Raw genomic sequence first — 18,829 nt, 5'->3', positions numbered from 1 at the left:
TAAAAATGTGATTGATGGTGATGGCCCGTCAAAAAATTGCCAGGCCATCACCATTCTTCGATTGATCAGCTCAATGGACCCCAGCGCCGGCCCGGCTGGCCGCGCCGGTCCTGCGGGCGGAGGACACTTCGGTCAGGTGGCGCGGCTCCTGATGAAGCCGGCGATATCGTCGACTGTTTGTTCGCCGCGTGGGATCCGCCCGGCGGAGGTGAGGAGTCCGTGGGCGTACCCGGGGAGGTGCTGATACTGAACCTCGGTTCCGGCCTGGGCCAGGGCCGCGGCATAGGTGGCCCCCTCGTCAACCAGCGGGTCGTTGTCCACTGTGATGACGTAGGCCGGCGGAAGCCGGGAGGGGAGCTCCGCCAGGGCGGGGCTGATGTCCGGGCATGCCCGGTCGGTTCCCTCCGGCAGGTACTGGTCCGCGAACCAGCCGATGGTGTCGGCCACCAGGGGGAAGCCCTCGGTGACGCGGGTGTACGACGGCGCCGACATGGTCAGGTCGACCATCGGGTAGATGAGGACCTGCGCCGCGATCGGCACCGGATGAGCGCTTTTCGCGTTTTCGATGGCCAGCACCGCGGCCAGCTGCCCGCCTGCGCTGTCACCGACCAGTACGGCCGTGGTGACGTCCAGGCCGTGCACCGGACCGGCCGTGAACAGCCAGTCCAGCGCAGCCCGGCTGTCCTCGATTGCCGCGGGGTATTGGTGCTCCGGGGCGAGCCGGTAGTCCACGGCCACGACCGGCAGTCCCGTGAGGGAAGCCAGCCGCCGGCACAGCCCGTCGTGGGTGGAGAGGCTACCCATGACCCATCCGCCGCCGTGGAAGAACAGTACGACGGCGGTGGGGCCCCCGGAGGATCGCGGCTCATAGACGCGGGCGCCGAAGTCCTGCACCCCGAAGTCCGAAACCGAGGTGAGCGGATCGGCTTTGAGGCCGTTTGAGGCACAGCCGCGCTCGTACAGGTCACGGACCTCGTCCACGGGATAGGTGTGGAACGGGCGTCCGCCGGAGGCCCGGAACCCTGCCAGGACAGCTGCTGCGTCCCCGGCTACGGGCCTGCCACTGAACGGATCCGCGCCGGTCACTTGCCCGGAGCGGTCTCGGCCAGCTGGAGGTAGTCCTCGAGCTGGAGTTCCTGCGTGTGGGCGCGGTACTCGTTGACGGTCCCGGACCAGTTGTTGATCACGCGGCCGTCCTCGTTCTTATACCAGGAGGAGCACTCGGACGAGAAGGCAGACTTGTCGAGTTCTTCCTGGACGTGGGTGTTGAATTGGTCCAGCACGCCGCGGTCAACCTCCAGGACCGTCTTCTCGCCGGCGGCGATGTACTCAACGGCCTGCGCGATGTAGCGGTGCTGGGCTTCGAGCATGGACACCACCGAGTTGTGGTTCAGGTTGGTGTTCGGTCCGTAGACCATAAAGAGGTTCGGGAAGTTGTCGACGGTGATGCCGAGGTATGCCTCCGGGGCGTTGCCCCACCGTTCGTCCAGGCCGAGTCCGTCGCGTCCTGCAACGCGCATGGAGCCCTGGAAGGCGTGGCTCTTGAAACCGGTGGCGTAGACGATCACATCGAATTCGTGCTCGACGCCGTCTGCCGTGCGGATGCCGCGGGGCGTGAATTCGGCGATCTTCTCGGTCACCAGCTCCACGTTCTCGCGGTTCAGTGCCGGATAGAAATCATCGCTGCGGAGGATGCGCTTGCAGCCGAAGTCGTAGTCGGGTGTGAGCTTGACCCGCAGTTCCGGGTCGGCCACCTGGCTCTCGAGGTGCTCGCGGGCCTGCTGGACGCCTTCCTCGGACGCTGCCGAGTGGCGGCGGGTGCGTTCGAATCCGGCTTCGCGGAAGTCGTGGATTTCCTGGCGCTTCGCCCGGTACAGCTCCGGGTCCGCCAGGAACGCTGCGGTTTCCTCCTCCGTGAAGATGTACTGGTCGCGGGGGAGGATGTAGTTGGCCGAACGCTGGAACACGGTGAGGTTGGCTGCGATCTTGGCCACCTCGGGCACGTGCTGCACGGCGGTGGCCGCGGAGCCGATGGAGGCCACGCGCTTGCCGGTCAGGTCCAGGTCGTGGCGCCAGGTGGAGGAGTGGAACACCTCTCCCTCGAAGGACTCGATGCCCGGGAAGTCCGGGATGTTGGGCTCATTCAGCTGGCCCCAGGCCGCGACGACGGACCGGGCCAGGAAATGGGAGCCGTCCGCGGTGTGCACGGTCCAGAGGCAGCGGTTCTGGTCCCATTCGGTGGCGGTGATGTTCTGTCCGAAGCGGATGTGCTTGCCGAGACCGAATTCCTCCACCATGGAACGCAGGTAATCCTGCAGTTCCTCCTGGCCTGCGAACAGCCGGGTGACTTTGAGGTTGAGGAAGTAGCTGTAGCAGTACACGAGGGCCTGGGTGTCACAGGCGGCGCCAGGGTACGTGTTCTCGCGCCAGACACCTCCGACGTCGTTGCCGCGCTCAAGGATCAGGAAATCCTCGACGCCTTCCTGCACGAACTGGGCTCCCTGGCCCAGGCCGCCGAAGCCGGCGCCGATGACGATGGCACTGTAAATGTGGTCGTTGGTCATAATGTTCTCTCCTCAGGGAATGAAAGCTGGTTCAGGAAAAGGCGATGATTTGGCGCAGCGCGAGGCCGCCGTCGAGCGTGTCCATGGCCCGGTTGATCTCTTCGAGCGGGATGGTGTCCGAGACAAGGCCCTCAACGGCCAGCTGGCCGGAGCGCCACATCTGCTCGTAGATCGGGATGTCGTGTTCCGGGACGGCCGAGCCGAGGTAGCTGCCGACAATGGAGCGCCCCTCAGCCGTCAGGGCGAGCGGGTCGATTGAGGCAGGCTGGCCCGGGGCCGGCAGGCCGACCGTCACGGTGATGCCGCCGGGCTTGGTCAGCGCGATGGCGGCTTCCAGTGCACGGGGGTGTCCGGCGGCTTCAATGACAGCGTCGAACTTCTCGCCGGTTTCCAGTGCCACCGCGGAGGTCATGGCGTCAGTGGCGCCCAGCCGCATGGCGGCTTCCAGCTTGGCCGGCAGCGTGTCGATACCGACCACGCATTCGACGCCGGTGGCCTTGGCCGTGATGAGCGCGGCCATGCCCACCCCGCCGAGCCCGACGACGGCCACCCGGGCGCTGGGCCCGGGCTTGGCGACGTTGAGAATGGCTCCGCCGCCGGTGAGCAGGGCACAGCCGAGCAGTGCTGCGACATGCGACGGCACATCGGCGCCGACGGGAACCACGGAACGGCGGGAGACCACTGCGTGCGTGGCGAAAGCGGAGACGCCGACGTGGTGGTGCACAGCCTCGCCGTCTCTGGAGAGCCGCCGGCCGCCGCCAAGCAGCGTGCCTTCCGCGTTGGAGGCGCTGCCCTGTGTGCACGGTGTCTTGCCGTTCGAGTGGCATCCGGCGCACTCGCCACAGCGGGGGAGGAAAGTCATCACGACCCGCTGGCCCAGGGAAATATCGTCAACCCCGGCACCGAGTTCCTCGACGATTCCGGCGGCTTCATGACCGAGCAGCATCGGAACCGGCCGGGGACGGTTTCCGTTCACCACGGACAGGTCGGAATGGCACACCCCGGCGGCCTCGATGCGGACCAGGACCTCACCCGCGCCCGGGGCGTCCAGTTCAAGGTCCTGCACGCGGAGCGGAAGCGTGTCCGCAAAGGGCCGGTCCGCGCCGATGGCTTCGAGGACCGCGCCGCGGATGGTTCTGGTGCGGCCGGCTGTCTTCGTGGCTGGATGCGTGTCTTCGATCGTCACGATCGTCCTCTCAATGATGCGGAAGCTGTGCAGCTAACGGACTGTTCATTGAGAGTAGGCAACCCTGCAACGCCAGTCACGGTGCAGACTGTCGCGGGTTGGGCTTTTGTTTGTACTGTTTATCTAAAAGTCGGCCGGCCGCCCGCCACAGGGGCCCACCCTGCTATTCCTTGCTGGGCGTCTGGGTCCGGCCCCGGAGCGCCAGCCACAGCTGGGCCGCCACGTCGGGGTCATCCAGGTCGACGCCCAGAAGTTCCTTCGCCTGGGCAATCCGGTAGCGCACCGAGTTCCGGTGCACGCCAAGTTCGCGGCCGGCGGCCTCCCACTGCCCGCGGTGGGCCAGGTACGCGCGCACCGTTTCGAGGAGGTGGCCGGGGTGTGCCATGAGCTCGTCCACCCACTCGTCGGCCGGCAGATCAAGGCCATGGCCCACCCGGATGAGCTGTCCGGGAGGGGCCGAGGCCGCGATCTCGGCGATCTGGGCACCGATCTCGTGCAGGCGCCGCAGCGGCATCGGACCGCCCCACGCGCCGCGGCACCCTTTGGGCAGCTTCGGTGCGGGGCCGGTTGCTGCCTGAAGAACAAACATGACCCCGGAGCGTTCGAGCACGAGTCCGTCCGGTTGAGGCTGCGTGGCCAGCTCTTCAAGGTCCGGGAGCACCGCGACGAAGGCTGTCTCGGGCAGCGGATCGGACTCCATCTGCTTGGCGAGGAGCCGCGCGGCATCGTCATGTCCCTCCAAAACGAGCGCCGCGAGCATTCCTTCTGCGCGGCGCCGTTCGGCTGCCGCGCGGCGTTGTCCTGCGGCCCTGGCGGCGAGGAGCGTGGACGCGGTCAGGAACAGGTGGCGTTCTGCGGCGCCGAGCTGCCCGCTTCGACCCAGCGCCAGGTAACCGGACGTCGCCCCGCCGTCGGATACCGGATAGAGGGAGGCGGTACCGGACGCGAGTTGGATGTTGCCCGTCGCCCCTCGGCGTGCGTTCCGCAGTCTGCCGGCTTCGCGGACCAATTCCGCCAGCAGCCCGGCCGGCAGTTCACCGTCATTGGCGGCCGACGACGGCGTCCTGTCACCTTCCGGTAAATAGGCAACCCAGGTGCCGAGGGCGCGGGAGAGTTCACGGACAATCTCGGGCTCTGCGTCCCGCTCCGCGGCGGCGCGTGTCAACGCCACCTGAAGTCCCAGCAGTGCCGTCAGTTCAGCCTCGCCGCCCTGCCTGACCAGTTCCCAGTAGGCCCGCGAGACGGCCAGGAAGGGTGATTCCCGGGGGACCGTCAGCAGCGGAAGACCCGCTTCCATACAGGCCGCGCGCAGCTCGTCGGGCACCATTGCATGGCCTGAGCCCAGTCCCAGACCCAGCGCCGCCACTCCGCCGTCGACGAGCCGTTGCACGTAGTCCCGGGCCGCGTTCGCCCGGGCGTCCCCGTCCAGGCCGCTGAGCTGCAGCCCCACGGTCAGGAGGAGCTCGCCGCCGTATAGGAACACGGTGGGATCCTCAAGCTCGGACACGTGAACGCCGGTGAGCTCGACGAGGGGGAGCGGGACCGGCCAGTAAGGCACCAGGTCAGGCTTCGCGGCCTCGACGAGCCGCGCGAGGGAGATCATGCCTAAATCATAGGGTACGGATCTTTGTGCAATCGGGCCCCCGCTCTCCTCTGGAGGGATAAATCATCCAAAGACAGGTGGCGGCGACGTCCTTATCGTGGAGTCCAACTACACCAGGAGGACTACTTGACCGTCACACCAGAGACCGCCCTGAGCCGGGCCACCGATCCGGCTAACGTCACAGCGATTGCCCGCCGGCTGCTCACGGAGCTTCCCGGTCCGCGCTCCCGTGAACTGGAGGCCGAACGTCGCCGCCACGTCACCGATGCCTTCGGCATCACCATGCCCGTGTTTATCGACCACGCGCAGGGCACGCTGCTCGTCGACGTTGACGGCAACCACTTGATCGACTTCGCCTCGGGCATCGCCGTGACCAGTGTCGGCGCGGCCAACCCGAAGGTGGCCAAACGAGCAGCAGCCCAGCTCGAGCGCTTCACGCACACCTGCTTCATGGTCACCGAATATTCGTCCTTCGTCGAGGTCTGCCGGTGGCTCAATGAGCACACCCCCGGAGACTTCGAGAAGCGGACCGCCCTCTTCACCACCGGTGCCGAGGCTGTCGAAAACGCGATCAAGGTAGCACGGGCCGCAACCCGTCGCCCGAACATCCTCGTCTTCGATGAGGCCTACCACGGACGCACACTGCTCACCATGGCCATGACGGCGAAGGAAAACCCGTACAAGCTCAACTTCGGACCCCTCGCCGGGTCCGTCTTCCGGGGTCCGACGGCGCCGGCGCACACCTCCCCGGACGGGCCGGCGCAGGCCCTCGGGCGGATTGAGGCCCTGCTGGCCATGAACGGACCGGAGACCTTCGCAGCGATGGTCATCGAGCCGATCCAGGGCGAGGGTGGATTTATCGTCCAGGCCCCCGGGTTCCTCAAAGGGCTGCGCGAGATCGCGACGCGGCACGGAATCGTTCTGGTCATCGACGAGATCCAGGCCGGCATGGGCCGCACGGGCAAGCTGTTCGCTTCCGAGCACGAGGGCATTGCCGGCGACATCACGCTGACTGCCAAGGCACTCGGCGCGGGCCTGCCGCTCTCGGCCGCCACCGGCCGGGCCGAGCTTATGAACGCCGTCCACCCGGGCGGCCTGGGCGGGACCTACGCCGGCAACCCGGTGGCCTGCGAGGCAGCACTGGCCGTCTTTGAGCTGCTGGAGGACGACACACTCCTCGACAACGCCGTCCGCATCGAAACCGCGGTGCGGGAGCGCTTGGAGCCGCTTCTGGAACTGGACGGCGTCACGGATGTCCGCGGACGGGGCGCCATGATGGCGATCGAGTTCCGCGACAGCTCAGGCCCCCGCGGGGACCTCGCCACCGCCGCCGCCAGGGCAGCCAACGCCCACGGCGTCCTCACCCTCACCTGCGGTACCGACGGAAACGTGATCCGCCTGCTTCCCCCGCTGGTGATCGAGGCCGACGTCCTTGACGAGGGCCTGGCTGTGCTGGAGGCATCCATTCGCTTGGTGCTTTCGTGAGCGTTCCGCGAAGGCGGCCCGCCCGGGGCCAGCGATGACGTCGGGACCGGAAACCGGGGCGCCGCTGGCGGGCATCCTGGTCGCGGACTTTTCCCGCGTGCTCGCCGGCCCGCTGGCCACCATGACCCTGGCCGATCTCGGCGCCCGCGTGATCAAGGTTGAACGGCCGGGAACCGGGGACGACACCCGCCAATGGGCTCCGCCGTCGTCCAAGACCGGGCCCACGTACTTCGAGAGCGTCAACCGGAACAAGGAATCCATCACCCTGGACCTGACAGATCCCGGCGACCTGGAACTTGCCCGGGAACTCGCGCGCCGCGCGGACGTGCTGGTCGAGAACTTCAAGCCGGGCGGGCTTGCCGCACTCGGGCTCGGGTACGAATCCCTCGCGGAGGAGAACCCGGGGCTGGTGTACGCGTCGATCTCCGGTTTCGGCTCTGCCGGCGGCCGGGACCTCCCCGGGTACGACTTCATCGTCCAGGCGCTCGGCGGGCTCATGAGCATCACCGGCGACCCGGAGGGTGAGCCCTGCAAGGTGGGGGTCGCCCTGGTCGATGTCCTGACGGCGAAAGACGCCACGATCGGCATCCTCGCAGCCCTTTCCGCGCGGGCTTCCTCGGGCTGGGGCCGCCGGATCGAGGTCAACCTGCTGTCAAGCCTCCAGGGCGCACTCGCCAACCAGGGACAGGCGTACCTGGGGGCAGGTGTCGTGCCCAGGCGGATGGGCAACGACCACCCCTCCATCGTGCCCTACCAGCTCCTCGCCACAGCCGACGCCCCCCTGGCCGTAGCCGTGGGCAACGACGCGCAGTTTGTCCGGCTTTGTACGGCCATCGGGGCGCCGGAGCTCGCTGTGGACCCGCGTTTTGAGACCAACTCGGCCAGGGTCAGGCACCGCCGCGACCTCGTCCCGCTGCTTGAGTCCGGGCTGGCAGAGGCAGGGGCGGAGTCGTGGCAGGACAGCCTGGCCGCTGTTGGGGTTCCCGCCGGGCGTGTGGCCAGCATCGGGGAGGGCATCGCTTACGCGGAGTCCCTGGGTCTGGCGCCGACCATTCCAGTGCACGACGACGGCGGCGCCGTCGTCGGACGCCAAGTCCGCCACCCCATCACCTGGACGCCGCCGCTGCCGCCGCGGACCCAGGCACCACCGGCGCTCGGGGAGCACACCGAGGACGTCGTGGACTGGCTCCGGCGGTCCAGGACCGACAGCGCTTCGGACACGCCTCAAAGCCCGGCGCATCCCCATTCCCATTCAGGCCCCGGAAGGACCACATCATGAGCCTTGCCCTAATTTCAGCCGACCGCGAGGCAGCCGCTGCCGTGGACCCTTCGGACCTCATCTCCTTCGACTCCCTCCTCAGCACCGAGGAGCTCGCCCTGCGCAACCGGGTCCGGACGTTCGTGCGGGAGGACATCAAGCCGAACATCGCCAAGTGGTATGAGGAGGCCCGGTTCCCGCTCGAAATCGTGCCGGAACTTGCCAAACTCGGTCTGCTCGGCATGCATCTGAAGGGCTACGGCTGCGCCGGCGGAACAGCGGTGGAGTACGGCCTCGCCGCCGCGGAACTTGAAGCCGGCGACTCCGGCATCCGCACCTTCGTGTCGGTCCAAGGGTCTCTCGCCATGTCCGCCATCTCCAAGCACGGCTCCGAGGAGCAGAAACAGGAGTGGCTGCCTCCCATGGCGGCCGGGGAGGCGATCGGATGCTTCGGCCTCACCGAGCCCACCGCGGGATCAGACCCTTCTGCGATGACCACCTTCGCCCGCCGGGACGGCCGGGACTGGGTCCTGAACGGCACCAAGCGCTGGATCGGACTCGCCAACGTTGCCCACGTAGCCGTGATTTGGGCCCAGACGGACACCGGCGTGCGTGGCTTCGTTGTGCCCACCGGCACTCCCGGCTTCACGGCCACGCCGATCGAGCCGAAACTCTCGATGCGCGCCTCGGTCCAGTGCGAAATATCGCTGGAGAACTTGCGCCTCCCCGCTGAGGCAGTCCTTCCCAACGTCGCTGGCCTCAAGGGCCCGTTCTCCTGCCTGAACGAGGCACGATATGGCATTGCCTGGGGCACCATGGGCGCAGCACGCGACGCCTTCGAGGACGCTCTCGCCTACTCCAAGGAGCGCCTTCAGTTCGGCCGCCCGCTCGCCGGATACCAGCTCACCCAGCAGAAGCTCGTGAACATGGCGCTGGAGATCAACAAGGGATTTCTCCTGGCCCTGCACCTTGGCCGGCTCAAGGACGCCGGCAAACTGCAGCCCCACCAGATCAGCGTGGGCAAGCTCAACAACTGCCGCGAAGCGATCGACATCTGCCGTGAGGCCCGGACGATCCTTGGCGGCAACGGGATCACCCTCGAACACTCACCGCTGCGCCACGCCAACAACCTCGAATCAGTGCGCACCTACGAAGGCACCGACGAAATCCACACCCTCATCCTTGGTCAGAAGCTAACGGGCGTGGGAGCCTTCCGGTGAGCGCCGCGGCCGATGATGTCCGGGCCACGTCACGGATCGCCCTGTTCCTCGGGTGGTGAGGCATCACCTCCGGACCCTCCACAGCTTCGAGCCCCCCAGCAGGGACCACTTGTCAGCCTTGCGGGTCTCCCTCAGTGTGGCGGGTCCGTCGGTTGCTCTACTGGTGATCGGGCACCCGGAGCTAACGCTCTACGCCCTCATTGGTGCGCTGACGGGGATGTACGGGAGGACGGAGCCGCACCAACTCCGGCTCGGGCACCAACTGGGAGCCGCTGGCATGCTGGTAACCGGCGTCGCAGTCGGAACCGGACTTTCGATAAACGGGCTCCACTCCTGGTGGCTCGTGGGCATCGAAACCCTGCTGGCGGGACTGGGTTCGGTCGTCGCGGACAGACTGAATTTCAGACCGAGCGGGCCCTTCTTCGGGCTCCTCGCCCTCGGGGCATGCGCCTCGATCCCGGTCGCAGTTCCCTGGTTCACTGCTGTTCTCATCGCGGTGGGTTCCGGCGCCTTTGCGATTGTGATCGGCTTTTTCGGCTGGATGCGGCGCAGGGTTTGGCAGCCCGGGGCCACCAGAAACGCAGCGTTCCTTGGAGGGCTGCGGAGGCAGAGCGCGGGACTTCAGGCGGGACGCTACGTCCTTGCTGTCGGCACGGCTGGTGCCGCTGGCGTGCTCAGCGGAAGCGCCTACCCGCACTGGGCAATGGCGGCGGCAGCGGTACCGCTTGCCGCGGCCGATCTGGCGGGCGGCATCTATCGCGGAATCCACCGCGTTGTGGGAACGTTCCTTGGTCTTGGCATCGTCGCTGTCCTCCTGCAGCCGGCGCCCTGGCAGCTGCACGCCCCGCAGGATGCGCCTGCGCTGGTAGTCGTCGTGATTCTCTTGCAGTTCACCACGGAACTTTTCATGACGCGCCACTATGGCCTGGCCATGGTGTCTTTCACTCCAGTAATAGTTCTGGCGACGCAGCTTGCCGCCCCTGCGGATCCTTACGCGCTCATCTCCGAACGCGCGGTAGAGACGCTGGTAGGTGCGACGATAGGGGTGATCATCCTGGTAGCCTCCCGACGTGGCGGATCTGCCACGTCAGTGATTCATTCCCTCGAGTTCTGAGTGCCGAGCGCCGTCGTCGTCAGCGACGACTGGGTACGAGGCTGATCGGCGTTGCCCTGACCGGGAGTGGGCCCTGCCCACATGGACTGTTGCGCACCGGTGAGCGAATGCTGCCCGCTGCCGGGCTCAAGTGATACGAGCCGCCGGTTGTTGTTGCTTTGTACCAGACTTTTGCGCTTCATGGCCTTAGTGTCCTCTCGGGGGGAGTGCGATCGATGGGTCGAATGACGAAATAGCTGTGTCTTTGCGCTGCTGGTCTCGGTAGTGGACTCTGCGGGAGGGATCGAGTTCAAGAACGAGGATCCACAGTGTCTGCGAGCCTCCGAGAGAGGGCATGATTTCCCCCTGTTGGAGGTAGCGGAATGGCTCCACGTCGTCATCGGGCCGCCACCAACCGCTGGTGGGCGCATGGTGGCCGGTTATGGTGGTGATAGTCGGCCCGTGCGGACGGTTTGTCTGGAGTTGCATGGCAGCTTCTTCTTTCATCACTCCGGCCGAAGTAGCAGGTGACCGGGCAATTTCTGGTGGTGGAACAGAACGTCCACTGAGCGTATGCAACCCTGTTAAACCCGTCACCGTGCAGAACGTCAAGACTCGCGTCTTTCTTTGTACGGTTGACTGGCAAGTCAGGCTGCTGCCGCTAGGTAAGGGCGACGGCGATGGACCCGCAGGATTTTGCGCTAAGGCCCGAACTGAAAGATACAGTGGCGCTATGGATGACAGGCCACACGATTGCGCGCAGATCCCGCCACCTAGCCGCGGGGCCGGACTGTGACCTCAGAATCGGCCCCGCAGCCATCCTTCCGGGGAGCTCGGGCGGCGGTTTTTGCCCAGCTGTCCGGCGCCGGCCGTTCAGAGCAGGTCGCCCAACGGCTGATCGATGCGATCCTCCTCGGCGTCCTCACGCCGGGGGACCGATTGCCCAGTGAAGCCGAACTGGCGCAGCGGTTCGGTGTCGCCCTGGTAACAGCCAGGGAAGCACTGAGCTCCATGCGGGACGCCGGATTGGTGGAAACGCGCCGCGGCCGCGAGGGCGGCAGCTTCGTTCTTCCTGTGTCCCGGGCGCCGGAAGCACTGCTCTGGGCCCGGCTGCGCGGCCTGGCCCGAGTCGATATCGAAGACAGCGCCGTCTACTTCGGGGTGCTGAGCGCCGGCTGTACCGAACGGGCCGCGGAGTTGGCATCGGACGAGGAAGCTGCCCGACTCCGCATATGGCTGGACAATGCCGACTTCTCCAAGGTTAGCGACGCTGCCCGGAACGCAGGGGGTTTCTACCTGGAAATCGCCGTCATTAGCCAGTCGTCGCGCCTTGTCCGTGAACAGATCCGCCTGCAGGCCGAATTTGGTTCCCTGCTGTGGCTCGGCATGGCCGACGAAGCGTTGCGCCGAAACATTGTCGGGCAGAACGCGAAGATCGCGGATGCGATTTCCGCCCATGACCCAGAGCAGGCCCGCGCGCTGGTGCGGGGTCAGCTGAGCGAACTGTCGAGTTGGTTGTTGGCAGCAAAAGAAAGAATTGAGCAATGAGAGCATGGCCATGCGCATAAGGGACAACGTGCCAGACGCTGAACGCGGGAGGGAATGCTCCGCCGCCATCGGCGCTCTTTTCACCGGCGTCTTCACCATCTTGGACAGCTGGCGCACCGCGGTGGAGAACGCGGGGGCAGACAACGCCACCGCCCGGATCGACTCGCTTGTGTACTCCCTGGTGGAGCCAGAGCTGACTGCGGCTGATCCACTCATGATCGGGGCAGGCTTCATCGCAGCTCCGGAAACGGACCTCAGCAAGGCGCTGCATTTTGCCTGGTGGCTCGGCCCGCTCTCGGACAATCCCCTGCTGGGCACCACTACGAAACCCAGCCGGCTGGACCTGGCATCGCGCGAATATGCGCAATACCTGCGGGACTTCAGGGCCTTTGAGTGGTATCAGGTCCCCGAAACCACCAAGGCCCGCCACATCACCGGCCCCTACGTCGACCACCTGTGCACCTGCGACTACATCCTGACCCTCACGGTTCCCGTGGGCGTCGGCGAGTCCATGCGGGGAGTTGTCGGGGCGGACATCCTGGTCAGGCGGTTAGAGCCCGAAGTGCTGCCGCTGCTTCGTGCGACGGAAACGGCGATCGCGCTCGTCAGCAGCAGCGGCCGGGTCATTTTGTCGGTTTCCCCGACCCTCCGGGTCGGTTCCGTCGTGTCCGATGCTAACGCCGCAAGCCAAGGATGGCACACCGTCACCTGCCCTGGCACGGAGCTGAATCTGCTCATGGGAGAAGACATTTAAATTAAACATCCCATTCCATATGAATCAGGTGTAGTCTCACTTAGGCGCTGTGAACCGCGTCACGGAGCGGGCCGTAAGGCCGCTGTCCTGATTGTTGTCTTTGGAAGGGAAACCCATGAGTGTGCGCGAGCTACACAACTTTGTCGACGGCCGATACGTCGAGTCTTCCTCTACGGAAAGGCTGGACATCATCAACCCGGCCACCGAAGAGGTCATCGCTAGAACCCCCATTTCCAATGAGTCGGACGTAGCCGCAGCGTATGCGGCCGCCTCGGCCGCCTTCGAAACCTGGGGCGAGACCACGCCGGCGGAGCGTCAGCGGGCGCTGCTTCGCATTGCCGCCGCGGTGGAGACCCGTGCCGAGGATCTCGCCGACCTTGAATGCGCCGACACCGGCAAGCCCCGCGGGGGAATCGTCTCGGACGAAATCGATGTCTTGGTGGACCAGATCCGCTTTTTCGCCGGTGCCGCCAGGACGTTGGAGGGACGGGCTACGGCGGAGTATCTGGCGGACCACAGCTCCTCCATCCGCCGTGAGCCCATCGGCGTGATCGGGCAGGTTGCCCCGTGGAACTATCCGCTGATGATGGCCACGTGGAAGGTCATCCCGGCGCTGGCCGCGGGCAACACCGTGGTCCTCAAACCGTCGGATTCCACCCCCAGCTCCACCCTGCTGTTCGCCGAATTGGCCAGCGAATTCCTCCCCGCCGGCGCCTTCAACGTGATCCTGGGTGACCGGAACACCGGCCGCGCCCTGGTGGCGGACAAGGTTCCGGGCATGGTGTCCATTACCGGATCCGTCCGCGCCGGCATGGAGGTGGCCGGAGCCGCTGCCGCCGACGTCAAGCGCGTACACCTCGAGCTTGGGGGCAAGGCCCCCGTCATCGTCTTCAGCGACGCCGACATCGCCTCTGCGGTCGAAGGCATCGTTCCGGCGTCGTTCTACAACGCAGGCCAGGACTGCACGGCAGCCACCCGCCTGCTGGTGCACGAGAGCATCCACGACGAATTCGTTGCCGCCTTCACCGCCGAAGTCCAGACGAACGCCAAGACCGGCACCCCGAACGAAGAAGGCATCCTCTTCGGAGCGCTCAGCAGCGCCGAACACCTCAAACGGGTCACCGGGTTCGTCAAGCGCCTGCCCGATCACGCCGTCGTCGAAACCGGTGGTAAGCGGCACGGTACCGTGGGCTACTTCCACGAAGCCACAGTGGTGTCCGGCCTGAATCAGGACGACGAACTGGTGCAGGAAGAGGTCTTCGGACCGATCGTGACCGTCCAGAAATTCTCCACCGACGCCGAGGCGCTAAAGATGGCCAACGACGTGGACTACGGGCTGGCCTCCTCTGTTTGGACCCAGAACCACACCCGTGCCATGCAGTTCGCCAAGAAGCTGGACTTCGGCTGCGTCTGGATCAACACCCACATCCCGCTTGTCGCCGAGATGCCACACGGCGGTTTCAAGCAGTCCGGCTACGGCAAGGATCTCTCCATGTACGGCCTGGAGGACTACACCCGGATCAAGCACGTCATGAGCTACATTGGTCCCGATAGCCGTGGGTAACGCGCAGACCCCGGTGGTACCCCCGGGCAAGGACATCGGCGACGGCGAACACCTCGCCGTCCTGGGGTATCAGGACACCTTCGAACGGTCCATGTCCCTGTGGTCCAACTTCGCCCTCGGATTCACCTACCTTTCACCGCTGGTGGGCGTCTACTCACTCTTCGCGATCGCCATGTCCAGCGGCGGACCGCCGTCGGTGTTCTGGATCCTCATTGTCGGCGCCGGGCAGATGCTGGTGGCCCTGGTGTTCGGCGAGGTCGTCTCGCAGTACCCCATCCACGGCGGCATCTATCCGTGGACCCGGCGGCTGTGGGGCCGGCGGTACGCCTGGATGGCCGCCTGGATCTACATCTGGGCCATGATCGTCACCATCACCTCGGTCGCACAGTTCGGCAGCGGATTCCTGGCGAGCCTCTTTAACTTCGAACTGACGCGGGAGGCCACGTTGTGGCTCTCCGTCGTTCTGCTGGTTGTGGCGCTTGCCCTGAACTTCACCGGAACCAGGACCCTGGGCAGGGTAGCCCGGATCGGTCTGGCCGCGGAACTCGTGGGCGTCATCGCCGTCGGGCTGTACCTGCTGATCTTCCAGCGCAAGCAGGAATTCGGCATCTTCTTCGACTCCATGGGAGTCCAGGGGGATCAGCCATACGCCGCCGCTTTTATGGGTGCCGCCCTGGCGGGCCTGTTCCTGTTCTACGGGTTCGAGGCCTGTGGCGACGTTGCCGAGGAAGTTACCGACGCGGCCCGGCGCATTCCTCGGGCCATGATGATGACCATCGTCGTTGGGGGCGTCTCGGCGCTGTTCTCCTTCTGTGGCTACGTGCTGGCGGCACCAAACCTGCAGGAAATCGTCAACGGAGATGACGCGGACCCCATCCCCGCCATCCTCGAATCGACCCTGGGGCCGATCGGCGCCAAGTTCTTCCTGGTCATCGCGCTCACCGCGTTCCTGTCCTGCGTCCTGAGCCTCCAGGCCGCGGCCAGCCGGCTCATTTTTTCCTTCGCCCGTGACGGAATGATGCCCGGACACCGGTGGCTGTCCCAGGTCTCCGGAGCGGCCAAGGTTCCCACCAATGCCCTGATCGTGGCATGCAGTATCCCGCTAGCGCTGTGCGTCATCATCTATCTGGGCCCGGACGGACTCCTGACCCAGGTCACCTCCTTTGCGGTCCTCGGCATCTACGTCGCGTTCCAGTCCGTGGTGCTGGCAGCACTGCGGCAGCGGATGAAGGGCTGGCGCCCGGCCGGGCCGTTCAGTCTCGGCGCGGCAGGCTTCGTGATCAACGTGGCCGCGCTGGCTTACGGCATTTTTGCCATGGTCCTGCTGGCCCTGCCCGGCAGCACCGGTGATTTCCTGGCTGACTGGACCGTCCTGATCGGTCTGGCAATCGTCAGCGGAACCGGTCTGCTCTATCTGCTCCTGGCCCGCCCCGATGCCAAATCAACTGCCCCCAGCGGTGACGCCGTGGAGATTGCCGCGTTGTTGCGGAAACACCAGGGCGCAACCGCACCGGGGGACGTCGAATCCCCCCTGAGGAAGTGAGCTTCATGGCACCGCAAAAGAGGCTCAAGCGTTCCCTGGGCATGTGGGCCATTGTTGGCCTGGGCCTTGGCTACATGACCCCTACGGTCGTCTTTGACACATTTGGCATTGTCTCGATGGAAACCGGCGGGCTGGTCCCGTTGGCTTACCTGGTGGCCATGGTGGTGATGTTCTTCACCGCACTCAGCTACGGAAAAATGGTTGGGGTCTTCCCTGCTGCCGGTTCGGCGTACACCTACACCCGTGAGACCATGCACCCCGGGCTTGGGTTCATCGTGGGCTGGGCGGCGCTGCTGGATTACCTTCTGCTACCGGTAGTCAATGCGCTGCTGATCCGCATTTACATGGAGGCACTCTTCCCGGAAGCGCCCGGCTGGATCTGGGTGGTGCTGTATGTCGCCCTGATCACCGGCATCAACCTGCGCAGCATGACCTCAACGGCCAAGGCCACCTCCCTGCTGGTAATCTTCGAGATCGCGCTGATCGTCGCGTTCATTGTCCTGGCCACCGTCCAGCTGGGCAACGGCATGGGGCAGGGCACCGCGTTTTCCACAGCGCCCCTGTTCAACGAGAGCATCGAAGCAGCGGCAATCCTCACCGGGGCCACCGTGGTGTGCTTCTCCTTCATCGGTTTCGATGCCATCACCATGTACACCGAGGAGGCCAGGAACCCGAAGACCATGCCGCGGGCCATCCTGCTCACTTTGGGGATTGGTGGCGGTATTTTCTTCCTTGCGGCCTGGTTTGGCCAGTCAGTGTTCCCCACGGTGGACCATTTCGAGGTCACCGATGACACGCTGCCGGAAATGGCGCTCTACGTGGGCGGGCAGGTCTTCCAGCTGCTTTTCCTGGCCGGAGCGTTCGCAGCCACCATCGCTTCGGGTCTCTCTTCACACGCCAGCGTTTCCCGCTTGCTGTTCGTGATGGGACGCAACGGAGTGCTGCGCCCCGCCAAGCTCTTCGCGTATGTCCACCCGAAATTCCGCACGCCGGTGTTTCCTGTGGTCCTGGTGGGGGTGGTTTCACTGCTGGCGATCACGCCGTCGCTTGAACTGGTGGCATCCATGATCAACTTCGGCGCGCTGGTTGCATTCACGTTTGTAAACCTGTCCGTCATCGCCTACTTCGTGGTCCGCAAGAAGCGTTACCGGACACCGAGGGACGTCTTCCACTATCTGGTGCTTCCCCTGATCGGTGCGGCCATGACCGGAGTGTTGTGGGCTTTCCTGCACCCGGACGCCCTCATTTTTGGCCTTATCTGGACCGTGGCCGGAGTGGTGTACCTCGCTGTCATCACCAAGGGTTTCCGCCGGAAGGTCTCCGACTTTGTACTCGAAGAAGGGCCCCCAGACGATGAGGTCAACGGTCAGCCCGACGACGGTCACCCCAGCGGCGAAGCTCCGGTCCTGGCCGGCGCCGTGACCACCCATGTCCACGACAAGGAATGAACAAGACCATGAATTTCGAGGAAACAGTGAACACTCTTGACCGCGACGTAGTAATCATCGGCGCCGGCGTCACGGGGCTGACGGCGGCCCGCGATCTCAAGGCCGCCGGCCTGACTGTCGCCGTCCTGGAAGCCCGCGACCGTGTGGGCGGCCGGACGTGGACGGACACCATAGACGGCGCCTCGCTGGAGATCGGCGGCCAGTGGATCTCCCCGGACCAGGATGCGCTGAAGTCCATGCTCGACGAGCTCGGACTGGAAACCTTCAGCCGGTACCGCGAGGGAAAATCCGTATATGTCTCACCGAAAGGCGAACGGACCGAGTACGCAGGGGACATGTTCCCGGTGCCGGAGGAGACAGGACGGGAGATCCAGCGCCTGATCGACATCCTCGACGAACTCGCGGCCGACATCGGCTCCACCGAGCCCTGGGCACACCCCAGAGCCCGGGACTTGGACACCATCTCCCTGCACCACTGGCTGCGCCAGCATTCCACGGACGAGGAAGCCTGCGCCAACATCGGCCACTTCCTCGCCGGCGGCATGCTGACTAAGCCCGCCCACTCCTTCTCCGCACTGCAGGCCATCCTGATGGCGGCATCCGCCGGCTCGTTCTCCAACCTGGTTGACGAAGACCTGCTTCTGGACAAGCGGGTGGTGGGCGGCATGCAGCGGCTCTCCAAAACGATCGCCGCAAAACTGGGCACCGACGTCGTACTGGGCTCCCCGGTCCGCACCCTGCAATGGGGGCAGGGGAAGGATGGCAGTGGCGTGACCGCCGTGTCCGAGAAAGCGACGGTCCGGGCAAAGTACGCCATCATGGCCGTTCCGCCCAACCTCTATTCCCGGGTTTGCTTCGATCCGCCGCTGCCGCGCCGGCAGCACCAGATGCACCAACACCAGTCCCTAGGCCTGGTCATCAAGGTCCATGCCGTCTATGACACACCGTTCTGGCGGGAAGAAGGACTATCCGGCACCTGCTTCAGCCCGGACCTGACCGTGCAGGAAATTTACGACAACACCAACCACGAGGACCCACGTGGGACGTTGGTTGCCTTCGTGCCGGATGAGAAAGCAGACGCCATGTTCGCGCTCGGCGCCGATGAGCGACGCCAGGTGATCCTGGAAGACTTCGCAAAGTCGCTAGGTCCGAAGGCGCTGGAGCCGGTGGTGTACTACGAATCCGACTGGGGATCGGAGGAATGGACCCGCGGCGCCTATGCTTCCAGCTTTGACCTGGGCGGACTGCACCGGTATGGCGCGGACCAGCTGACTCCCGTGGGACCGATCTATTGGGCCTCCTCCGACCTAGCCGCAGAGGGCTACCAGCACGTGGACGGGGCCGTACGCATGGGCCGCGGTACCGCGGGGAAGATCGTGGCTCGAGACACAGAGTCGATGCCGAGATACGCCGCAAGTTGACCGACGAGGGTTCACAGCCGACCGCTAAGAGCCAGTAAGGAAAACCGGCGGGTCCGGACCACCGGACCCGCCGGAAGAGGTGCTGGTTCTGCCATCCGCTTCGTTAGTCCTTGTGCGTTATGTCTAACAGCAAAGAGAGGAT

The 18,829-nt window shown here is 65.4% G+C and carries 14 protein-coding genes; 10 read left to right on the top strand and 4 right to left on the bottom strand.

Annotated elements, in window-relative coordinates; all coding sequences use genetic code 11:
- Positions 1–132: 132 nt before the first annotated feature.
- The 4 genes from ABIB26_RS04525 to ABIB26_RS04510 form a co-directional block, all read right to left on the bottom strand.
- Positions 133–1,086, bottom strand: coding sequence for an alpha/beta hydrolase (locus tag ABIB26_RS04525; RefSeq protein WP_354239991.1), 954 nt, complete (start codon positions 1,084–1,086; stop codon positions 133–135).
- Complete coding sequence (locus ABIB26_RS04520; RefSeq protein ID WP_354239989.1) at positions 1,083–2,564, bottom strand: flavin-containing monooxygenase; 1,482 nt, start codon at positions 2,562–2,564, stop codon at positions 1,083–1,085. Before ABIB26_RS04520 ends, ABIB26_RS04525 begins: the two co-directional genes overlap by 4 nt.
- A gap of 31 nt (positions 2,565–2,595) precedes the next feature.
- Positions 2,596–3,750 (bottom strand): alcohol dehydrogenase catalytic domain-containing protein, encoded by a 1,155-nt coding sequence (locus ABIB26_RS04515; protein WP_502913622.1) that lies wholly within the window; start codon positions 3,748–3,750, stop codon positions 2,596–2,598.
- A 163-nt stretch (positions 3,751–3,913) separates the two neighbouring features.
- A complete protein-coding gene (locus ABIB26_RS04510) occupies positions 3,914–5,353 on the bottom strand; it encodes a helix-turn-helix domain-containing protein (protein ID WP_354239987.1) in 1,440 nt (479 codons plus the stop codon).
- Positions 5,354–5,479: 126 nt separating this feature from the next.
- On the opposite strand from ABIB26_RS04510, the gene ABIB26_RS04505 reads away from it, so the two are divergent.
- From ABIB26_RS04505 to ABIB26_RS04460, 10 genes are all read left to right on the top strand, one after another.
- A complete protein-coding gene (locus ABIB26_RS04505) occupies positions 5,480–6,838 on the top strand; it encodes an aminotransferase class III-fold pyridoxal phosphate-dependent enzyme (RefSeq protein ID WP_354239986.1) in 1,359 nt (452 codons plus the stop codon).
- A 34-nt stretch (positions 6,839–6,872) separates the two neighbouring features.
- Positions 6,873–8,117: a CaiB/BaiF CoA transferase family protein gene (locus tag ABIB26_RS04500; protein WP_354239984.1), complete on the top strand. Its 1,245-nt coding sequence runs from the start codon at positions 6,873–6,875 to the stop codon at positions 8,115–8,117.
- Positions 8,114–9,316 (top strand): acyl-CoA dehydrogenase family protein, encoded by a 1,203-nt coding sequence (locus ABIB26_RS04495; protein WP_354239982.1) that lies wholly within the window; start codon positions 8,114–8,116, stop codon positions 9,314–9,316. The genes ABIB26_RS04500 and ABIB26_RS04495 overlap by 4 nt, the downstream gene beginning before the upstream one ends.
- Before the next feature lie 277 nt (positions 9,317–9,593).
- Positions 9,594–10,430, top strand: coding sequence for an FUSC family protein (locus ABIB26_RS04490; RefSeq protein ID WP_354239980.1), 837 nt, complete (start codon positions 9,594–9,596; stop codon positions 10,428–10,430).
- 771 nt (positions 10,431–11,201) lie between these two features.
- A complete protein-coding gene (locus ABIB26_RS04485) occupies positions 11,202–11,957 on the top strand; it encodes a FadR/GntR family transcriptional regulator (protein ID WP_354239979.1) in 756 nt (251 codons plus the stop codon).
- 28 nt (positions 11,958–11,985) lie between these two features.
- The gene (locus ABIB26_RS04480; RefSeq protein ID WP_354239977.1) at positions 11,986–12,711 is read left to right on the top strand and encodes a PDC sensor domain-containing protein; all 726 of its coding nucleotides are present in this window, start codon (positions 11,986–11,988) and stop codon (positions 12,709–12,711) included.
- A gap of 115 nt (positions 12,712–12,826) precedes the next feature.
- On the top strand, positions 12,827–14,275 hold the full coding sequence (locus tag ABIB26_RS04475) for an aminobutyraldehyde dehydrogenase (protein ID WP_354239975.1): 1,449 nt from the start codon (positions 12,827–12,829) through the stop codon (positions 14,273–14,275).
- Positions 14,253–15,818 (top strand): APC family permease, encoded by a 1,566-nt coding sequence (locus tag ABIB26_RS04470; RefSeq protein ID WP_354239973.1) that lies wholly within the window; start codon positions 14,253–14,255, stop codon positions 15,816–15,818. Before ABIB26_RS04475 ends, ABIB26_RS04470 begins: the two co-directional genes overlap by 23 nt.
- A 5-nt stretch (positions 15,819–15,823) precedes the next feature.
- Positions 15,824–17,266, top strand: a complete 1,443-nt coding sequence (locus tag ABIB26_RS04465) for an APC family permease (protein ID WP_354239971.1) — start codon at positions 15,824–15,826, stop codon at positions 17,264–17,266.
- Between the two features lie 8 nt (positions 17,267–17,274).
- The gene (locus tag ABIB26_RS04460) at positions 17,275–18,687 is read left to right on the top strand and encodes a flavin monoamine oxidase family protein (RefSeq protein WP_354239969.1); all 1,413 of its coding nucleotides are present in this window, start codon (positions 17,275–17,277) and stop codon (positions 18,685–18,687) included.
- Positions 18,688–18,829 lie beyond the last annotated feature (142 nt).

Origin of the sequence: Arthrobacter sp. UYEF20, assembly GCF_040546335.1 — a bacterium.
In the GTDB taxonomy this organism is placed as follows: Bacteria; Actinomycetota; Actinomycetes; order Actinomycetales; family Micrococcaceae; genus Arthrobacter.
Note: the sequence above shows the minus strand (reverse complement) of the source record. Positions and strands in the feature narration are given on the sequence as shown.

Bases quoted from the DNA above. Each gene is read 5' to 3' on its own strand.
- ABIB26_RS04520 (WP_354239989.1), bottom strand. From the start codon at position 2,564: ATGACCAACGACCACATTTACAGTGCCATCGTCATCGGCGCCGGCTTC.
- ABIB26_RS04510 (WP_354239987.1), bottom strand. From the start codon at position 5,353: ATGATCTCCCTCGCGCGGCTCGTCGAGGCCGCGAAGCCTGACCTGGTG.
- ABIB26_RS04500 (WP_354239984.1), top strand. From the start codon at position 6,873: ATGACGTCGGGACCGGAAACCGGGGCGCCGCTGGCGGGCATCCTGGTC.
- ABIB26_RS04495 (WP_354239982.1), top strand. From the start codon at position 8,114: ATGAGCCTTGCCCTAATTTCAGCCGACCGCGAGGCAGCCGCTGCCGTG.
- ABIB26_RS04490 (WP_354239980.1), top strand. From the start codon at position 9,594: ATGCTGGTAACCGGCGTCGCAGTCGGAACCGGACTTTCGATAAACGGG.
- ABIB26_RS04475 (WP_354239975.1), top strand. From the start codon at position 12,827: ATGAGTGTGCGCGAGCTACACAACTTTGTCGACGGCCGATACGTCGAG.
- ABIB26_RS04465 (WP_354239971.1), top strand. From the start codon at position 15,824: ATGGCACCGCAAAAGAGGCTCAAGCGTTCCCTGGGCATGTGGGCCATT.
- ABIB26_RS04460 (WP_354239969.1), top strand. From the start codon at position 17,275: ATGAATTTCGAGGAAACAGTGAACACTCTTGACCGCGACGTAGTAATC.